General features: G+C 54.3%; 13 protein-coding genes and 1 pseudogene. 7 read left to right on the plus strand and 7 right to left on the minus strand.

Going from position 1 to position 17127, the window contains the following annotated elements:
• Position 1 precedes the first annotated feature (1 nt).
• The 7 genes from ppiD to bolA form a co-directional block, all read right to left on the minus strand.
• Positions 2 to 1870, minus strand: a complete 1869-nt coding sequence (gene ppiD, locus ABVR31_RS14140; RefSeq protein ID WP_150361506.1) for a peptidylprolyl isomerase — start codon at positions 1868 to 1870, stop codon at positions 2 to 4.
• A gap of 237 nt (positions 1871 to 2107) precedes the next feature.
• Complete coding sequence (gene hupB / locus ABVR31_RS14145) at positions 2108 to 2380, minus strand: nucleoid-associated protein HU-beta (RefSeq protein ID WP_014606441.1); 273 nt, start codon at positions 2378 to 2380, stop codon at positions 2108 to 2110.
• A gap of 212 nt (positions 2381 to 2592) precedes the next feature.
• A complete protein-coding gene (gene lon / locus ABVR31_RS14150) occupies positions 2593 to 4947 on the minus strand; it encodes an endopeptidase La (protein WP_372773230.1) in 2355 nt (784 codons plus the stop codon).
• A gap of 189 nt (positions 4948 to 5136) precedes the next feature.
• Positions 5137 to 6408 (minus strand): ATP-dependent protease ATP-binding subunit ClpX, encoded by a 1272-nt coding sequence (gene clpX / locus ABVR31_RS14155; RefSeq protein WP_021507186.1) that lies wholly within the window; start codon positions 6406 to 6408, stop codon positions 5137 to 5139.
• 127 nt (positions 6409 to 6535) lie between these two features.
• Positions 6536 to 7159 carry an ATP-dependent Clp endopeptidase proteolytic subunit ClpP gene (gene clpP / locus ABVR31_RS14160; protein WP_010616837.1) on the minus strand — a complete coding sequence of 208 codons (624 nt, stop codon included), beginning with the start codon at positions 7157 to 7159 and terminating at the stop codon, positions 6536 to 6538.
• 336 nt (positions 7160 to 7495) lie between these two features.
• A complete protein-coding gene (tig, locus tag ABVR31_RS14165) occupies positions 7496 to 8800 on the minus strand; it encodes a trigger factor (protein ID WP_021507185.1) in 1305 nt (434 codons plus the stop codon).
• Between the two features lie 303 nt (positions 8801 to 9103).
• Positions 9104 to 9418 (minus strand): transcriptional regulator BolA, encoded by a 315-nt coding sequence (gene bolA, locus ABVR31_RS14170; RefSeq protein WP_058757958.1) that lies wholly within the window; start codon positions 9416 to 9418, stop codon positions 9104 to 9106.
• Between the two features lie 268 nt (positions 9419 to 9686).
• Between bolA and ABVR31_RS14175 the strand changes: the two genes are divergently transcribed.
• The 7 genes and pseudogenes from ABVR31_RS14175 (at position 9687) to cyoE (ending at position 17002) form a co-directional block, all read left to right on the plus strand.
• A complete protein-coding gene (locus tag ABVR31_RS14175) occupies positions 9687 to 10265 on the plus strand; it encodes a lipoprotein (protein ID WP_021507183.1) in 579 nt (192 codons plus the stop codon).
• Between the two features lie 55 nt (positions 10266 to 10320).
• Entirely contained in the window at positions 10321 to 11808 is a 1488-nt protein-coding gene (gene ampG / locus ABVR31_RS14180; RefSeq protein WP_372773233.1) for a muropeptide MFS transporter AmpG, read from the plus strand.
• 438 nt (positions 11809 to 12246) lie between these two features.
• Positions 12247 to 13170 carry a cytochrome o ubiquinol oxidase subunit II gene (gene cyoA, locus ABVR31_RS14185; RefSeq protein WP_031279652.1) on the plus strand — a complete coding sequence of 308 codons (924 nt, stop codon included), beginning with the start codon at positions 12247 to 12249 and terminating at the stop codon, positions 13168 to 13170.
• Positions 13171 to 13174: 4 nt separating this feature from the next.
• Positions 13175 to 15157 (plus strand): cytochrome o ubiquinol oxidase subunit I, encoded by a 1983-nt coding sequence (cyoB, locus tag ABVR31_RS14190; protein WP_021507180.1) that lies wholly within the window; start codon positions 13175 to 13177, stop codon positions 15155 to 15157.
• Positions 15157 to 15771 carry a cytochrome o ubiquinol oxidase subunit III gene (locus ABVR31_RS14195; protein ID WP_021507179.1) on the plus strand — a complete coding sequence of 205 codons (615 nt, stop codon included), beginning with the start codon at positions 15157 to 15159 and terminating at the stop codon, positions 15769 to 15771. The genes cyoB and ABVR31_RS14195 overlap by 1 nt, the downstream gene beginning before the upstream one ends.
• Positions 15771 to 16100 (plus strand): cytochrome o ubiquinol oxidase subunit IV, encoded by a 330-nt coding sequence (locus ABVR31_RS14200; RefSeq protein ID WP_372773236.1) that lies wholly within the window; start codon positions 15771 to 15773, stop codon positions 16098 to 16100. Before ABVR31_RS14195 ends, ABVR31_RS14200 begins: the two co-directional genes overlap by 1 nt.
• 13 nt (positions 16101 to 16113) lie before the next feature.
• A pseudogene (gene cyoE, locus ABVR31_RS14205) lies at positions 16114 to 17002 on the plus strand (heme o synthase).
• Positions 17003 to 17127: the final 125 nt, after the last annotated feature.

Consider the following 17127-nt stretch of genomic DNA (forward strand, 5'->3'; position numbering starts at 1 on the left):
CTTACTGGTTTTGTGCGGCGGCGCCGTACTTAATCTTCGCCTCTTTACGCAGGTTTTCCAGCAGCGCTTCAAAGGCAATCTGCGCGTTGTTTTGCGTCACGCCTTTCACCATTTCGTCGATCTGCGCCTGCGGCATGTTGCCCGCGCTGACCTTATCCAGCGCGACCAGCACCACGTTACCCTGCATATCTTCGCTGACACCCCACGACGGCTGGTTATCCGCTGGCTGTGGCAGGTTGAATGCGGCCTGAGCCACCGGATCCTGGGCGTTGCGATCGACGGTTTTGCTGGCGCTCAGCGTCAGGCCAGCCGCCTGTAGCGCGTCCTGTTTGCCCGCTTTCAGCTCGGTCAGCAATTTGTCTGCCTGCGCTTTGGCCTGCTGCGTCGCTTTGTCATGCTTCAGGCTGTCGGCAATCTGCGCTTTGACCTGATCCAGCGGTTTAACCGCTTCCGGTTTGTGCTCGCTGATGCGCAACACAAACGCCCGATCGCCATCGACGCTGATGATGTCAGAGTTGTTGCCCGGCGCGCCGTTCTGACCGGTCAGGCCACCGTTGAAGATCGCCTGTTTAACCGCATCGAAATCGAGATCGGCCGGCACGTTATCGCGGGTGATCCAGCCCGTTTCCACCACTTTCAGGCCAGATGCCTGTGCGGCGCCCGCCAGGGATTCGTTGTCGTTGCTGGCGGCTTCGCTCACCTTCTGCTGCATCTTATAGAAGGCGTCGACGGCTTTTTCCTGCTTCACTTTATCCGCCACCGCATCGTGCACCTCCGCCAGCGGTTTAACCTGCTCTGGCTGGATATCGTCCAGACGCACCACCAGGAAACCTACTGAGGACTTGATCACGCCAGACAGCTGACCTTTCTGCGTCAGGTTGGCGTTTTTCAGTTCGTCCGGCGTGGTGTTCGGCTCCAGCCAGCCCATGTCGCCGCCTTTACGCGCAGAGATTGGGTCGATGGATTTGCTCTTCGCCAGCGTGGCGAAATCCTCGCCCTTTTTCAGCGCATCCAGCACCGCGTTGGCATCGGCTTCGGTTTTGGTCTGAATGATGCTGTAACGGTTGCGCTGCGGCTGTGAATAGTCGGCTTTGTGCTGATCGTACCAGCTCTGAATATCCGCTTCGCTGGCGTTCTCCTGCAGGCTGGCCGCATCCATTTTGATATAGCTGACGCGGAACTGCTCAGGTGCCATAAAGCTGCTCTGATGCTGCTGGTAGTACTGATTGATTTCGTCGTCGCTGGCGGTTTGTTTCGCGGCCAGCGCATTAACGTCAATCACCGCCTGACGAATCTCGCGCTGCTGCGAGACCAGATCCACCAGCTTGCTGGTTTCACCCTTCAGCATGAAGTCGGTATTGGCGATGGCGTTAATCAGCTGCTGCGTCGCCAGCTGCTTGCGCAGCGCTTCGGCGTACTGATCGGCACTGAAGCCCATGCTGGCGATCAGGCCGTTGTATTTCGCGTTGTCGAACTTACCGTTGGTCTGGAAAGCCTGCTGATTGAAAATAGCCTGCTTCACCTGATCGTCGCTGATGCCAATGTGCAGATCTTTGATGTACTGATCGAGCAGCGCCTGATCGATCAGCTGCGACAGCGCCTGCTGGCGCATCTGCTGCATGTAGCCGTCGTTGCTGGCCAGCTGCGAGAACTGGTCGCCCAGCATCTGCTGCTGACGGTTGCGCTCGTTGTTAAACGCCTGTTCCAGCTCACCGCGGCTAATTTCATGGCCGTTCACTTTGGCAGCGTAATCGCTGTTACCGCCAATCAGGTAGTTGCCCACCCCGGTCAGTACGAATGACAGGATGATCAATCCCAGAATGATCTTGAGCACGACATGGTTCGACGCCGCGCGTAAATTGTCCATCATGGTATGACAACACTCCGCTGTAGTGTGGATGTAAAGCTCTGACACGATGTCATCATCGTGCAGCTGCGGTTCAGGCTGGCAGCTGGCAACCATGCGGAGACTGAAGCCAGCGGCTAAAGTCGCGCATCAAGATAAAAAAAGGCACATCAAAAATGATGTGCCCGTATGTTACATGAGAACGCCTTTTTCGTCCTCAATCCATGGAAGAAAATGCTTCGATGGACAGGTCAGCGGTCATTAATTGACGGCGTCTTTCAGTGCTTTACCTGCACGGAAGCCCGGTACTTTACCAGCCGGGATGGTGATTTCTTTACCGGTTTGTGGGTTACGGCCGGTGCGGGCAGCACGCTCGCGTACAGAGAAGGTACCGAAACCGACCAGTGCCACTTCGTCACCGCCTTTCAGCGCGTCAGAAACGGAGCCCATGAATGCATCTAACACACGTCCCGCCGCCGCTTTAGAAATGTCAGCGTCTGCAGCAATTTTGTCGATCAACTGTGACTTATTCACTCTCTTCATCCCCTCTTTTATTATTCACTCGCACCCGCGCTTCCCGCCCGGTGCGAACGCGCAGCCAGTTATATCAAGCCTGTGGAGCTGAAACAACGGTATTCATCTTAATCGTTGATCCAGCAGCCCCCTAAATTAGCGGCACAAAAAAAAGCTGGCAAGCCCGATTTGGCCTGCCAGCTTCGCTTTTTAGCGCTTTTTGTCGCTAATCACTATTTTGCCGTGGCAACCTGCATCCCGTACGGGGCATTTTCCAGCGCCAGGCTCAGCACTTCTTCAATACGCTTCACCGGATGAATCGACAGATCGGCAATCACGTTCTGTGGAATCTCTTCCAGATCGCGCTTGTTTTCGTCCGGGATCAGCACGGTTTTGATGCCGCCGCGATGCGCCGCCAGCAGTTTCTCTTTCAGGCCACCAATCGGCAGTACCTGACCGCGCAGCGTAATCTCGCCGGTCATCGCCACGTCCGAACGCACCGGGTTACCGGTCAGACAGGAGACCAGCGCGGTACACATCGCGATACCGGCGCTTGGACCATCTTTCGGCGTCGCTCCTTCCGGTACGTGCACGTGGATGTCACGCTTCTCGTAGAAGTCACCGTTGATGCCGAGTTTCTCCGCACGGGCGCGGACTACCGTCAGCGCCGCCTGGATTGACTCCTGCATCACCTCACCGAGTGAACCGGTGTAGGTCAGCTTGCCTTTGCCCGGCACGCAGGCGGTTTCGATGGTCAGCAGATCGCCGCCCACTTCGGTCCACGCCAGGCCGGTGACCTGACCAACACGGTTTTCGCTGTCGGCACGGCCGTAGTCAAAACGCTGCACACCCAGGAAATCCTTGAGGTTTTCGCCGGTGATTTTGATGCTCTTTTTCGCTTTGTCCATCAGCAGCGCTTTCACCGCTTTACGGCACAGCTTGGAGAGTTCGCGCTCCAGGCTACGCACGCCCGCTTCACGGGTGTAATAGCGGATGATGCCGATAATGGCGCTGTCGTCAACGCTGATCTCTTTCTCTTTCAGCGCATTACGCTCGATCTGCTTCGGCAGCAGGTGCTGTTTAGCGATGTTGAGCTTCTCATCTTCGGTGTAGCCGGAGAGACGAATCACTTCCATACGATCCAGCAGCGGAGCCGGAATGTTCATGGAGTTAGAGGTAGCCACAAACATCACATCTGACAGATCGTAATCCACTTCCAGATAATGATCGTTGAACGCAATGTTCTGCTCCGGATCCAGTACCTCCAGCAGCGCTGAAGCCGGATCGCCGCGCATGTCGGATGACATTTTGTCGATCTCATCCAGCAGGAACAGCGGGTTTTTCACGCCGACTTTGGCCATTTTCTGGATCAGTTTGCCCGGCATCGACCCGATATAGGTACGACGGTGGCCGCGGATTTCCGCTTCGTCACGCACGCCGCCCAGCGCCATACGCACATATTTACGGCCAGTGGCTTTGGCGATTGACTGTCCCAGCGAGGTTTTACCCACGCCCGGCGGTCCGACCAGACACAGAATCGGCCCTTTAATTTTGCTGACGCGACTCTGCACCGCAAGATACTCAAGGATGCGGTCTTTCACGCGCTCCAGACCGTAATGGTCGGTATCCAGCGTCTCCTGCGCTTTCCGCAGGTCTTTTTTCACCTTGCTGCGTGCGTTCCACGGTACCTGCACCATCCAGTCGATGTAGCCGCGCACCACGGTGGCTTCCGCTGACATCGGTGACATCATCTTCAGCTTCTGCAGTTCGGCTTCGGCCTTCTCGCGCGACTCGACCGGCATTTTCGCCGCGTCGATTTTGCGTTTCAGCGCTTCGTATTCATCCGGCGCATCGTCCATCTCGCCCAGCTCTTTCTGAATCGCTTTCATTTGCTCATTCAGATAGTACTCGCGCTGGCTTTTCTCCATCTGCTTTTTAACGCGGTTGCGAATACGCTTCTCAACCTGCAGCAGATCGATTTCCGATTCCATCATCGCCATGAGATATTCCAGACGCTCATTGATGTCGGACATCTCCAGCACTGACTGTTTGTCAGCCAGCTTAAGCGGCATGTGCGCCGCCACGGTGTCGGCGAGACGCGCCGCGTCGTCGATGCTGTTGAGTGAAGTCAGCACCTCCGGCGGGATTTTTTTGTTCAGCTTGATGTAGCCTTCAAACTGATTGATGGCGGTACGCACCAGCACTTCCTGCTCGCGCTCTTCAATTTCCGGCGAGATCAGGTATTCGGCCTGGGCAACAAAGTGGTCGCCATTGTCCGCTAAAGTGGTGATGTGTGCGCGCTGAAGACCTTCCACCAGCACCTTAACGGTGCCGTCTGGCAGTTTCAGCATCTGCAGTACGGAAGCAACGGTCCCTACCGCGAAGAGATCGTTAATACCAGGTTCATCCGTTGAAGCCTCTTTCTGGGCAACCAGCATGATCTTCTTGTCATGATCCATCGCCGCTTCGAGGCAACGAATCGATTTTTCCCGACCAACAAACAACGGAATTACCATGTGCGGATAAACCACCACGTCGCGCAACGGCAACACGGGGATTTCAATGCGTTCAGAACGCTCAGGATTCATAGAGCTCTCTCTTAGTTTAATGTCCGCCAGGTGATGGGAACCGCGTGATACAGGCTGTATGCAGTTAGACCCACAAGATTATGAGTATATGGGGATGCTTGCACGACATTCAATGTCACAGAGGTGAGAAAAATAAAAGGGGAAACATTTTCCCCTTTTTTAAGATAACAACGTGGTGTAATTGATTATTTATTCGCCAGAAGCCTGGGCTTCATGCTTACCGTAAATCAGCATCGGGTCAGATTGCCCCTCGATTACTGACTCATCGATCACCACTTTCTCTACGCCTTCCATTGATGGCAGGTCGTACATGGTTTCGAGCAGCGCCGCTTCTACGATAGAACGCAGACCACGTGCCCCGGTTTTACGCGAGTTGGCTTTCTTCGCAATCGCCGTCAGCGCTTCGTCACGGAACTCCAGCTCCACGCCTTCCAGGTTAAACAGCGCCTGATACTGCTTGGTCAGCGCGTTTTTCGGTTCACGCAGGATCTGGATCAGCGCTTCTTCGCTCAGTTCGTTGAGCGTCGCCACCACCGGCAGACGACCAATGAACTCCGGAATCAGACCAAATTTGATCAGATCTTCCGGCTCAACCTGTGACAGCAACTCGCCTTCGCTGGCTTTCTGCGATTTACCTTTGACGGTCGCGCCAAAGCCAATACCGGAGCCGGTTTCAACACGCTGTGAAATCACTTTATCGAGGCCGGCAAACGCACCGCCACAGATAAACAGGATTTTCGAGGTATCGACCTGCAGAAACTCCTGCTGCGGATGCTTACGTCCACCCTGCGGCGGCACGGCAGCCACTGTGCCTTCAATCAGTTTCAGCAGCGCCTGCTGCACGCCTTCACCTGACACATCACGGGTGATAGACGGGTTGTCTGATTTACGGGAAATCTTATCGATTTCATCGATGTACACGATGCCGCGCTGCGCTTTCTGTACGTCGTAGTCGCACTTCTGCAGCAGTTTCTGGATGATGTTTTCCACATCCTCGCCCACATAACCGGCTTCGGTCAGCGTGGTGGCATCCGCCATGGTGAAAGGCACATCCAGCAGGCGCGCCAGCGTTTCCGCCAGCAGGGTCTTACCGCTACCGGTTGGACCGATCAGCAGAATGTTACTTTTGCCCAGTTCAATCCCGTTGCTGGTGTCGCCGTTACGCAGACGTTTGTAGTGGTTGTACACCGCCACCGCCAGCACTTTTTTCGCCTTCTCCTGACCGATAACATAATCGTCAAGGTGATGGCGGATCTCATGCGGCGTCGGGAGCGCGCTGCGCTCGCGGTGCGGGGCCACTTCTTTAATCTCTTCGCGAATGATGTCGTTACACAGATCGACACACTCGTCGCAAATATACACTGACGGCCCGGCAATCAGCTTACGGACTTCATGCTGGCTTTTGCCGCAGAAAGAGCAGTACAGCAACTTACCTGAACCGTCTTTGCGCTTATCTGTCATCAGCTAACCTCTTTTCGTTCTCAGACCTAATTGGTGTACGGCAATGGCCGCACAGCAACGGCCGATATGCATGCAACTCACCTGTCTGCACCCGTTAACTATAGCGTAAGGGGCAGACAGATGTGTCTTATTGGCGATGCGTCAGGATGGAGTCGACCAGGCCATACTCTACCGCTTCGCTGGCAGAGAGGAAACGATCGCGCTCGGTGTCGCGTTCAATCTGCTCCAGCGATTTGCCGGTATGTTCCGCCATAAGCTCATTCATACGCTGCTTCACTTTCAGGATTTCACGCGCGTGGATCTCAATATCCGTCGCCTGGCCCTGATAGCCGCCCAGCGGCTGGTGAATCATCACGCGTGAGTTTGGGAGACAGAAGCGCTTGCCTTTGGTCCCCGCCGTCAGCAGGAATGCGCCCATCGAACAGGCCTGGCCCATACAGATGGTGCTCACGTCCGGCTTGATGAACTTCATTGTGTCATAAATCGACATACCGGCGGTAATCACACCACCTGGCGAGTTAATGTAGAGGTAAATGTCTTTTTCAGGATTCTCAGCTTCCAGAAACAGCATCTGCGCCACAATCAGGTTCGCCATGTGATCCTCAACCTGACCGGTCAGGAAGATCACGCGCTCTTTAAGCAGGCGGGAGTAGATGTCGTAAGAACGCTCGCCGCGCGAGGTTTGTTCGACCACCATTGGCACCAGCGCATTGGTTGGTGCAGTAAATTCACGATCGCCACTGTATGACATTACCGTCTCCTGATAAATTTCATTGGCAACATTCTGTACCGATTTTACGCGAGGCGCGCGGCGAAAACTATGCGCAGCGGTCTCGTTCCGACATAACAGGACGGTTAATCAGCCAGTCTTACTGTTTTCACGCATTCTCCCTGTATCTGGGGATGCAGCCCAGTTGTTTCAAGCATAACAACCTTTTCCCCATTCGCTAACACGGAAAAACAGCTTAGCGAAGAATTTGCCGATTAATTAGTCAAATAGCGCACAAATGTGGTTGGTTTCCGCCAGAAACGAAAAAGCCCGCGACACAGCGGTCGCGGGCTTTAGCACTCAGGGTTAACTCACGAATCAGGCCGCAGAGGTCTGGTTCATCAGCTCCTGGAAGTTAGTGGCTTTATCAGTCACTTTGGCTTTCGCCAGTACCGCTTCAACGGCCTGCTCTTCCAGCGCAACGTTGCGCATGTTGTTCATCAGCTCGCTGTTTTTGCTGTAGAACTCGATCACTTCCTGCGGATCTTCGTACGCAGAAGCCATCTCTTCGATCAGCGCTTTAACGCGATCTTCATCGGCTTTCAGCTCGTTGATGCGAATTACTTCGCCCAGCAGCAGACCGACCACAACGCGACGTTTTGCCTGCTCTTCGAACAGTTCACGTGGCAGTTCCAGAGCCTGCTTCTCATTGCCGCCGAAACGCTGTGCAGCCTGACGACGCAGAACGTCGATTTCGCTGTCGATCAGTGCCACTGGCACGTCGATTTCGTTCGCGTTAACCAGACCGTCAATCGCCTGCGTCTTCACGCGGTTACGGATAGCGCCTTTCAGCTCGCGCTCCATGTTCTTACGCACTTCAGCGCGCAGACCTTCGATGGAGCCATCTTCCACGCCGAAACGCTTGATGAATTCAGCGGTCAGCTCCGGCAGTTCGCGGGTTTCCACTTTCTTCAGCACGATGTCGAACTTCGCATCTTTGCCTTTCAGGTTTTCCGCGTGGTAGTCATCCGGGAATTTCACGTCGATGGTGAAGGTGTCGCCGGCTTTCTTGCCAGTGATGCCCTCTTCGAAGCCTGGGATCATACGACCCTGACCCATCGCCAGCACGAAGTCAGACGCTTTGCCGCCTTCGAACTCTTCGCCGTCTACAGAGCCGGTGAAATCGATGGTCGCGCGATCTTCTGCTGACGCCGCTGCATCGGTCTCTTTCCAGGTCGCCTGCTGCTTCTGCAGGGTTTCCAGCATGGTGTCGACGTCAGCGTCGGTCACTTCAACCACCGGTTTTTCGACTTCGATTGCATCCAGGCCTTTCAGCTCAACTTCCGGATACACTTCGAACTCAACCGCGTAGGTGAAATCTTCACCTTCTTTATACTCACCCGGCACGTAGTTCGGTGCGCCAGCTGGGTTGATCTTCTCTTTGATGATGGCGTCAACGAAGTTACGCGTCATCAGCTCGCTCAGGACGTCCTGACGAACAGAGGCACCGTAGCGCTGATTAATGATGGTAGCCGGCACTTTGCCTTTACGGAAACCGTCGATACGGACTTTCTTAGCCACTTCCACCAGTTCTTTCTTCACTGCGCTTTCGATGCTGTCCTTAGGAACAGTAATCGAAATGCGACGGCCCAGACCCTGAGTGGTTTCTACTGAAACTGTCATCTTGTTACCTCAAAAAATCACGTGCTCGGTCAACTTCAGACACCACACAATTAATGCGCCGTATCCAACAACCGGGACGGCCTCTGCAGGCAGAACCTAATCCCTGTCACCAGAAGCGTCCCGAAGACATTCCGGAAAAATAGACGCCGCATTATAGCGGCATCCCCGGAATGAGTCGAGGCTGCAAACTCACCACTTTTTAACGGTTTTGCTGCTTTTTTGCGCCGCAGATCGCGTTTGTGCATCATTGAGGTAAGAAAAAACGGCCCGCAGGCCGTTTTGGAGGAAGCTGAAGAGGAAAACTCAGGCCAGCGTACCGGCACCGCGACAGTTCGGTGAGGCGAGTACGGTATCCTGCAGCCCATCCCACTCTTTGCGCGTGTAGGTATGCAGTGCCAGCGCATGGACGCTGCCTGCCAGCTCGGTCGCCAGCTCGCCATAAATGGCACGGTGACGCTGCAGGAAGCGCTGTCCGGTGAAAAGGTCGCTGACGATCACCACTTTGAAGTGACTTTCAGAACCGGCAGGCACGTTATGACGATAGCTTTCGTCATGCACTTCGAGATGTGCAGGCTCAAAAGCGTTACGCAGCTTTTCTTCTATTTGTTCGCGAATCATTGTTAACACTCCTCTACGGCGAGCGCTGTGCCCCATCTGTTTAAATATTAGTAGGTTTTTTACCTTTCCCGCAGTCTGGCAGGAAATAAATCCTGCTGCGCTGCGCATCTTAGCCTGCTGAGGCTGTCGGTCAATTGGTTACCGCGTCCGGCTGTCCGAAAAAATCCTTTACAATCAATTTCCCCTGGTGCGGGGCTTTTTTCGCCGTGCCGCAATGCTATGATGACCGCAGTTTTGCAAACCAACCCATATGCTAACGAGAATGAGTATGTTGAAAAAACTGTTATTCCCTCTGCTGGCTGCCTTTATTTTGGCCGGCTGCGCCAGCAATAACACCACGCTGAACATCCAGCCAAAAATCCAGCTGCCACAGCAGGATCCGAGCCTGATGGGCGTTACCGTCAGCGTTAACGGTGCCGATCAGCGCAGCGATCAGGCGCTGGCTAAGGTGAACCGCGACGGCCAGCTGATCACCCTGACCCCGTCACGCGACCTGCGTTTCCTGCTGCAGGAAGTGCTGGAGAAGCAGATGACCTCGCGCGGCTACATGATTGGCCCGAACGGCGCGGTGGATCTGCAGATCGTGGTTAATGGCCTGTACGCCGATGTTACGCAGGGCAACGTGCGTTACAGCATCACCACTAAAGCGGATATCTCTATTATCGCTACCGCGAAGAACGGCAACAAGCAGGTGAAAAACTACCGTCAGACTTACAGCGTAGAGGGTGCCTTCAGCGCCACTAACGATAAGATCACCAACGCGGTTAACTCGACCCTGAGCGACGTGATTGCCGATATGGCGCAGGACACCAGCGTCAATAACTTCATCAAGCAAAACGCGCGTTAATTTTCCGCAGTAACCTGCCCGGTCCCCGCTGACCGGGCTTCATTTCAGGCTGGCTATGACATCTCATTATCTGCGTATTTTTACCCAACGTAACGCTGCGGTCCTGCTGCTGCTCGGTTTCGCTTCCGGTCTGCCGCTGGCGCTGACCGCCGGTACGCTACAGGCGTGGATGACGGTAGAGAATGTCGACCTGAAAACCATTGGTTTCTTCTCCCTCGTCGGTCAGGCTTACGTGTTTAAGTTCCTGTGGTCGCCGATGATGGATCGCTATACTCCGCCCTTTCTTGGCCGGCGGCGCGGCTGGCTGCTGGTCACGCAGTTAGCGCTGATTGTCGGCATTGTGGCGATGGGCTTTATGCAGCCATCACGCGACCTTACCCTGCTGGCGGCGCTGGCGGTGCTGGTGGCTTTCTGCTCAGCCTCGCAGGATATTGTGTTTGATGCGTGGAAAACCGATGTGCTGCCGCCGGAAGAGCGCGGCAGCGGCGCGGCGATTACCGTGCTCGGTTACCGGCTGGCGATGCTGATTTCCGGCGGCCTGGCGCTGTGGCTGGCGGATCGCTATCTCGGCTGGCAGGCCACCTACTGGCTGATGGCGCTGCTGATGGTGCCCGGACTGATCGCCACGCTGCTGGCGCGTGAACCTGAGGCACCGGTGCGCGAGCCGCACTCGCTGCGTCAGGCCGTCGCGTTTCCGCTGAAGGATTTCTTTCAGCGCAACAACGCCTGGCTGCTGATCACCTTAATTATTCTCTACAAGCTGGGCGACGCGTTCGCCGCTTCGCTCACCACCACCTTCCTGATTCGCGGCGTGGGCTTCAGCGCCGGTGATGTCGGTCTGGTGAATAAAACGCTCGGCCTGCTGGCGACCATTATTGGTGCGCTGTACGGCGGCGTGCTGATGCAGCGCCTGAGCCTGTTCCGCGCGCTGATGATCTTCGGCGTGCTGCAGGCGGTATCTAATTTCGCTTACTGGCTGCTGGCGGTAACGCCACCGCATCTGTGGAGCATGGCCAGCGCGGTATTTATCGAAAACCTGTGCGGCGGCATGGGCACCGCCGCCTTTGTGGCGTTGCTGATGACGTTGTGCAACAAATCGTTCTCGGCCACGCAGTTCGCGCTGCTGTCAGCGCTGTCAGCGGTTGGACGCGTGTATGTCGGTCCGGCGGCTGGCTGGCTGGTCGAACTATGGGGCTGGCCGGTATTTTATGCCTTTACCGTGATGGCCGCCGTACCGGGCCTGCTGCTGCTGTGGGCGTGTCGCGGCACGCTACAGGCAATGCAGCACAGCGGTGAATTCATGAAGCGCAGCCTGTGGCCACAGGGTTATCGCTGGACGGTACGCCTGTTCGCGGCGGGCTGTACGCTGCTGGCGCTCTGGCTGCTGACGCTGGCACTGCGTGCGGCGGATATCTGGCACAGCGCGACGCTGCCGACCCATCTGTTTGAGGCAGGGATGGCGCTGGCGCTGCTTGCGGTGCTGCTCGGCGTGATGCTGGACTGGCTGGCATTAAGAAAAACAGCGTCAAATCGTGCACATTAACGCTGCGCTATTTGCCAGACGGGGATAAATCGCTTAAAAATAGCCCCCGGCGAATTTTAAGCGATAGCATTTTTTTTAACGCGAAATAGAAACATTAAATTAACAAACCCGCGTAATATTTAAATCCGGTGAGCAATTAATTTGTAGAAATTTCATCGCCAAAATGATGCAGAATTGTTAAATAAATGAGTATTAAAACTCCGGTTTATGCTTTCCCTGTTTTCTCTACGGTTAATGTCATTGGTTTTTGTTATATTGCCGCCAACTGCTTGTCGCAGTTAATAATTTGTCACCCTGCGCAACATCTGTGACACCCTTAGCAAAAGGTGTCAACAGCCTTCTGACACATCCTTAAGCTGGTTTACACTGCATAAACCTTCCCGTAAAATGCGCGCACACTTAAACGACAATAGAGCCCTTTGTCATTGAGGTCGTTAAATGAGACTCAGGAAATACAATAAAAGTTTGGGGATTTTGTCATTAATTGCAGGCGCTGTATTACTCAGCGGCTGCGATAGTGCGTTGTTAAATCCCAAGGGACAGATTGCACTGGAGCAACGTTCACTGATTCTGACAGCTTTCGGCTTGATGATGATCGTCGTTATTCCGGCAGTCTTAATGGCTGTTGTGTTCGCCTGGAAATATCGGGCAACCAATACCAACGCGAAGTATAGCCCTAACTGGTCACACTCTAACAAAGTGGAAGCCGTGGTCTGGACCATTCCGATCCTGATCATTCTCTTCCTCGGCGTGCTGACCTGGAAATCAACCCACGCGCTGGAGCCGAGCAAACCGCTGGCCTCTGACGTGAAACCGGTTGAGATCGACGTAGTGGCACTGGACTGGAAATGGCTGTTCATCTACCCGGAACAGGGTATTGCAACCGTCAACCAGATTGCCTTCCCGGCAAATACTCCGGTGAACTTCAAGATCACCTCGAACTCCGTCATGAACTCCTTCTTTATTCCTACGCTCGGCAGCCAGATCTACGCCATGGCGGGTATGCAGACCAAACTGCACCTGATCGCCAACGAGCCAGGTACGTTCGACGGTATCTCTGCTAACTTCAGCGGTCGCGGTTTCTCTGGCATGAAGTTCAAAGCCATTGCCACCAAAGACGATGCGGAATTCCAGCAGTGGGTTGCCAAAGTTAAAGCGGCACCTAACACGCTGACCACCATGGATGATTTCGAAAAACTGGCTGCGCCAAGCGAAAATCACCCGGTGGAATATTTCTCAACTGCGAATCCGGAACTGTTCAAGCAGGTTATTGATAAGTTCATGATGAGCCACGGGAAAATGGACATGTCGCACGAAGGCATGGACATGAATCACGCCGCAGCTGCGGGAGCCGAGGAATAATACGATGTTCGGAAAATTAACACTGGATGCAGTGCCCTACCATGAACCCATTATCATGGTTACGGTCGCCGGTATCATCATTGGTGGTCTGGCGCTGATCGCTGCTATTACCTATTTCGGTAAATGGCAGTATCTGTGGTCTGAATGGTTAACCTCCATCGACCACAAAAAACTGGGTATCATGTACATCATCATGGCCTTTGTCATGCTGCTGCGCGGCTTTGCCGATGCGGTAATGATGCGTACCCAACAGGTTATGGCTTCCGCCGGGGAAGCAGGCATACTGCCACCGCACCACTACGACCAGATCTTCACCGCTCACGGCGTGATCATGATCTTCTTCGTGGCGATGCCTTTCGTGGTGGGTCTGATGAACATCGCGGTTCCGCTGCAAATCGGTGCCCGTGACGTTGCCTTCCCGTTCCTGAACAACCTGAGCTTCTGGTTCACCGCTATCGGTGTGATCCTGGTTAACCTGTCACTGGGTGTGGGCGAATTCGCACAGACCGGCTGGCTGGCTTATCCACCGCTCTCGGGGGCAGAATACAGTCCTGGCGTCGGGGTCGATTACTGGATCTGGAGTCTCCAGCTCTCCGGTATTGGTACCACGCTGACCGGTATCAACTTCTTCGTGACCATTCTGAAGATGCGTGCACCGGGCATGGACCTGTTCAAGATGCCGGTATTCACCTGGGCAGCACTGTGTACTAACGTCCTGATTATCGCTGCGTTCCCGGTTCTGACCGTGACGCTGGCACTGTTGACGCTTGATCGTTACCTCGACTTCCATTTCTTTACCAATGATATGGGCGGTAACATGATGATGTACGTCAACCTGATCTGGGTCTGGGGTCACCCGGAGGTGTACATCCTCGTTCTGCCGGTGTTTGGTGTCTTCTCTGAAGTCACGGCTACCTTCTCGAAAAAGCGTCTGTTTGGTTACACCTCGCTGGTGTGGGCAACCATCGCCATCACCGTTCTGTCGTTCATCGTTTGGCTGCACCACTTCTTCACCATGGGTGCCGGTGCGAACGTTAACGCCTTCTTCGGTATCATGACGATGATCATCGCGATTCCGACCGGGGTGAAAATCTTTAACTGGCTGTTCACCATGTATCAGGGTCGTATCGAGTTCAACTCGGCGATGCTGTGGACCATCGGCTTCCTGGTCACCTTCTCCGTTGGTGGGATGACCGGCGTACTGCTGGCGGTACCAGGCGCAGACTTCGTGCTGCACAACAGCCTGTTCCTGATTGCACACTTCCACAACGTTATCATCGGTGGTGTGGTGTTCGGTTGTATGGCTGGTGTGACCTACTGGTTCCCGAAAGCCTTCGGCTTCACCCTGAATGAAACCTGGGGCAAACGTGCTTTCTGGTTCTGGATCATCGGCTTCTTCGTTGCCTTTATGCCGCTGTACGCGCTGGGCTTCATGGGGATGACCCGTCGTCTGAGCCAGGACATCGATCCGCAGTTCCACTCTCTGCTGGTGGTTGCAGCAGGCGGTGCAGCGCTGATCGCCTGCGGTATCCTGTGCCAGCTTATCCAGTTCTGGGTATCGGTACGTGACCGTGAGCAGAACCGCGATCTGACCGGTGACCCGTGGGGCGGCCGTACGCTGGAGTGGGCAACCTCTTCACCTCCGCCGTTCTACAACTTTGCTGTGATCCCACATATCCACGAGCGTGATGCGTTTTGGGAAATGAAAGAGAAAGGCGAAGCGTACAAGCAGCCAGAAAAATATGAAGAAATTCATATGCCGAAAAACAGCGGCGCGGCCATTGTTATCGCTGCCTTCATGACAGTCTTCGGTTTTGCCCTGATCTGGCACATCTGGTGGCTGGCAGGTCTTACTTTCCTTGGCACCATCGTGACCTGGATTGTGAAGAGCTTCGATGAAGACGTGGATTACTACGTACCGGTTGCTGAAATCGAGCAGATCGAGAAGAAGCACTTTGATGACATCAGCAAAGCAGGTCTGAAATAATGTCAACTGAAACCGTTAAACACCACCACGACGCCCATGCGGAGCATGGGCATCACGATGCGGGAGCCAATAAAGTCTTTGGCTTCTGGATCTACCTGATGAGTGACTGCATTATCTTCGCAACCCTGTTTGCGACCTATGCGGTTATGGTTAACAACACTGCCGGTGGCCCGGCAGGTAAAGATATCTTCGAACTGCCGTTTGTGCTGGTTGAAACCGCGCTGCTGCTGCTGAGCTCCATCACGTATGGTATGGCAGTGATTGCGATGAACAACCAGAACAAAGGTTCGGTCATCAGCTGGCTGGCGTTGACCTTCCTGTTCGGTGCCGGATTTATCGGGATGGAAATCTATGAATTCCATCACCTGATCAAGGAAGGTTTCGGTCCTGACCGCAGCGGCTTCCTGTCTGGCTTCTTTACTCTGGTCGGTACGCACGGTCTGCACGTGACCTCTGGTCTGATCTGGATGGCCGTGCTGATGTTCCAGATCGCTAAACGCGGTCTGAGCGCCACCAACCGCACCCGTATCATGTGTCTGAGCCTGTTCTGGCACTTCCTGGATGTGGTGTGGATCTGCGTATTCACCGTTGTCTATCTGATGGGGGCCATGTAATGAGTCATTCTGTAAACGAACATGGTGCATCTCACGGTAGTGTGAAGTCTTACATGATCGGCTTCATCCTCTCGATCATCCTGACGGCGATCCCGTTCTGGATGGTGATGGATGGCAGTGCTTCTCACGGCATCATTCTGGGTGTGGTTCTGGTGTGTGCAGTGGTTCAGGTGCTGGTGCACCTGGTCTACTTCCTGCATCTGGACAGCAAATCCGAGGGTGGCTGGAACATGGTGGCCATTGTCTTCTCCGCAGTCATTATCCTGATTGTGGTGATTGGCTCACTGTGGATTATGTGGAACCTCAACTACAACATGATGGCCCACTAAAGAGTCACGCGTAATGATTAAGCAATACCTGCAAGTAACAAAACCAGGAATTATTTTCGGCAATTTAATTTCTGTGATCGGTGGATTCCTGCTGGCTTCAAAAGGCAGCATTGATTACCCCCTGTTTCTCGTCGCTTTGGTGGGCGTTTCGCTGGTGGTCGCATCCGGTTGTGTATTCAACAATGTGATTGACCGCGACATCGACATCAAAATGGAGAGAGCGGCGGAACCGTGTTCTGGTCAAAGGCCTGATCTCGGCGAAAGTAAGCCTGGTTTATGCAACCGCATTGGGTATTGCTGGCTTTGCGTTGCTGTATTTTGGCGCTAACCCGCTGGCCATGTGGCTGGCGGTAATGGGCTTCGTCGTCTATGTCGGCATTTACAGCCTCTACATGAAGCGTCATTCGGTCTATGGCACGCTGATTGGCAGCCTCTCAGGCGCCGCGCCGCCAGTAATTGGCTACTGCGCGGTGACCAACCAGTTTGATGCCGGCGCGTTAATCTTACTGGCTATCTTTAGCCTGTGGCAGATGCCGCACTCCTACGCGATTGCCATCTTCCGCTTCAAAGATTATCAGGCCGCCAATATTCCGGTTCTGCCGGTGGTGAAAGGCATCTCCGTGGCGAAAAATCATATTACGCTGTACATCCTGGCGTTCATGATTGCCACGCTGATGCTGTCGCTGGGCGGTTATGCTGGCTACAAATATCTGGTGGTGGCTGCCGCCGTCAGCGTGTGGTGGCTGGGTATGGCACTGTCAGGTTACAAAACCTCAAACGACAAAGTTTGGGCGCGTAAACTGTTCGTGTTCTCCATTGTCGCCATCACTGCGCTGAGCGTGATGATGTCGGTGGACTTTATGGCCCCGGCCTCTAAGGACCTGCTGACTTACGTCTGGTAAGTCAGACCGTTACTCCGGACAAGGGCGCGAATTTCGCGCCCTTTCTTTTTGTTACCACTGCTTAAAAACAATTGTTTTACCCGCCCTGCCCTGCTTCCTAAAATAAGCGCTGCATGTCCCGGTGA

Origin of the sequence: Pantoea sp. WEP, from assembly GCF_041678305.1 — a bacterium.
In the GTDB taxonomy this organism is placed as follows: Bacteria; Pseudomonadota; Gammaproteobacteria; order Enterobacterales; family Enterobacteriaceae; genus Pantoea; species Pantoea dispersa.

What these genes read in the sequence shown, in the direction of transcription:
- cyoA (WP_031279652.1), top strand. Translation starts at nt 12,247, where the DNA reads ATGAGACTCAGGAAATACAATAAAAGTTTGGGGATTTTGTCATTAATT.
- bolA (WP_058757958.1), bottom strand. Translation starts at nt 9,418, where the DNA reads ATGATTCGCGAACAAATAGAAGAAAAGCTGCGTAACGCTTTTGAGCCT.
- cyoB (WP_021507180.1), top strand. Translation starts at nt 13,175, where the DNA reads ATGTTCGGAAAATTAACACTGGATGCAGTGCCCTACCATGAACCCATT.
- ABVR31_RS14200 (WP_372773236.1), top strand. Translation starts at nt 15,771, where the DNA reads ATGAGTCATTCTGTAAACGAACATGGTGCATCTCACGGTAGTGTGAAG.
- tig (WP_021507185.1), bottom strand. Translation starts at nt 8,800, where the DNA reads ATGACAGTTTCAGTAGAAACCACTCAGGGTCTGGGCCGTCGCATTTCG.
- ABVR31_RS14175 (WP_021507183.1), top strand. Translation starts at nt 9,687, where the DNA reads ATGTTGAAAAAACTGTTATTCCCTCTGCTGGCTGCCTTTATTTTGGCC.
- ampG (WP_372773233.1), top strand. Translation starts at nt 10,321, where the DNA reads ATGACATCTCATTATCTGCGTATTTTTACCCAACGTAACGCTGCGGTC.
- ABVR31_RS14195 (WP_021507179.1), top strand. Translation starts at nt 15,157, where the DNA reads ATGTCAACTGAAACCGTTAAACACCACCACGACGCCCATGCGGAGCAT.
- clpX (WP_021507186.1), bottom strand. Translation starts at nt 6,408, where the DNA reads ATGACAGATAAGCGCAAAGACGGTTCAGGTAAGTTGCTGTACTGCTCT.
- ppiD (WP_150361506.1), bottom strand. Translation starts at nt 1,870, where the DNA reads ATGATGGACAATTTACGCGCGGCGTCGAACCATGTCGTGCTCAAGATC.
- clpP (WP_010616837.1), bottom strand. Translation starts at nt 7,159, where the DNA reads ATGTCATACAGTGGCGATCGTGAATTTACTGCACCAACCAATGCGCTG.
- lon (WP_372773230.1), bottom strand. Translation starts at nt 4,947, where the DNA reads ATGAATCCTGAGCGTTCTGAACGCATTGAAATCCCCGTGTTGCCGTTG.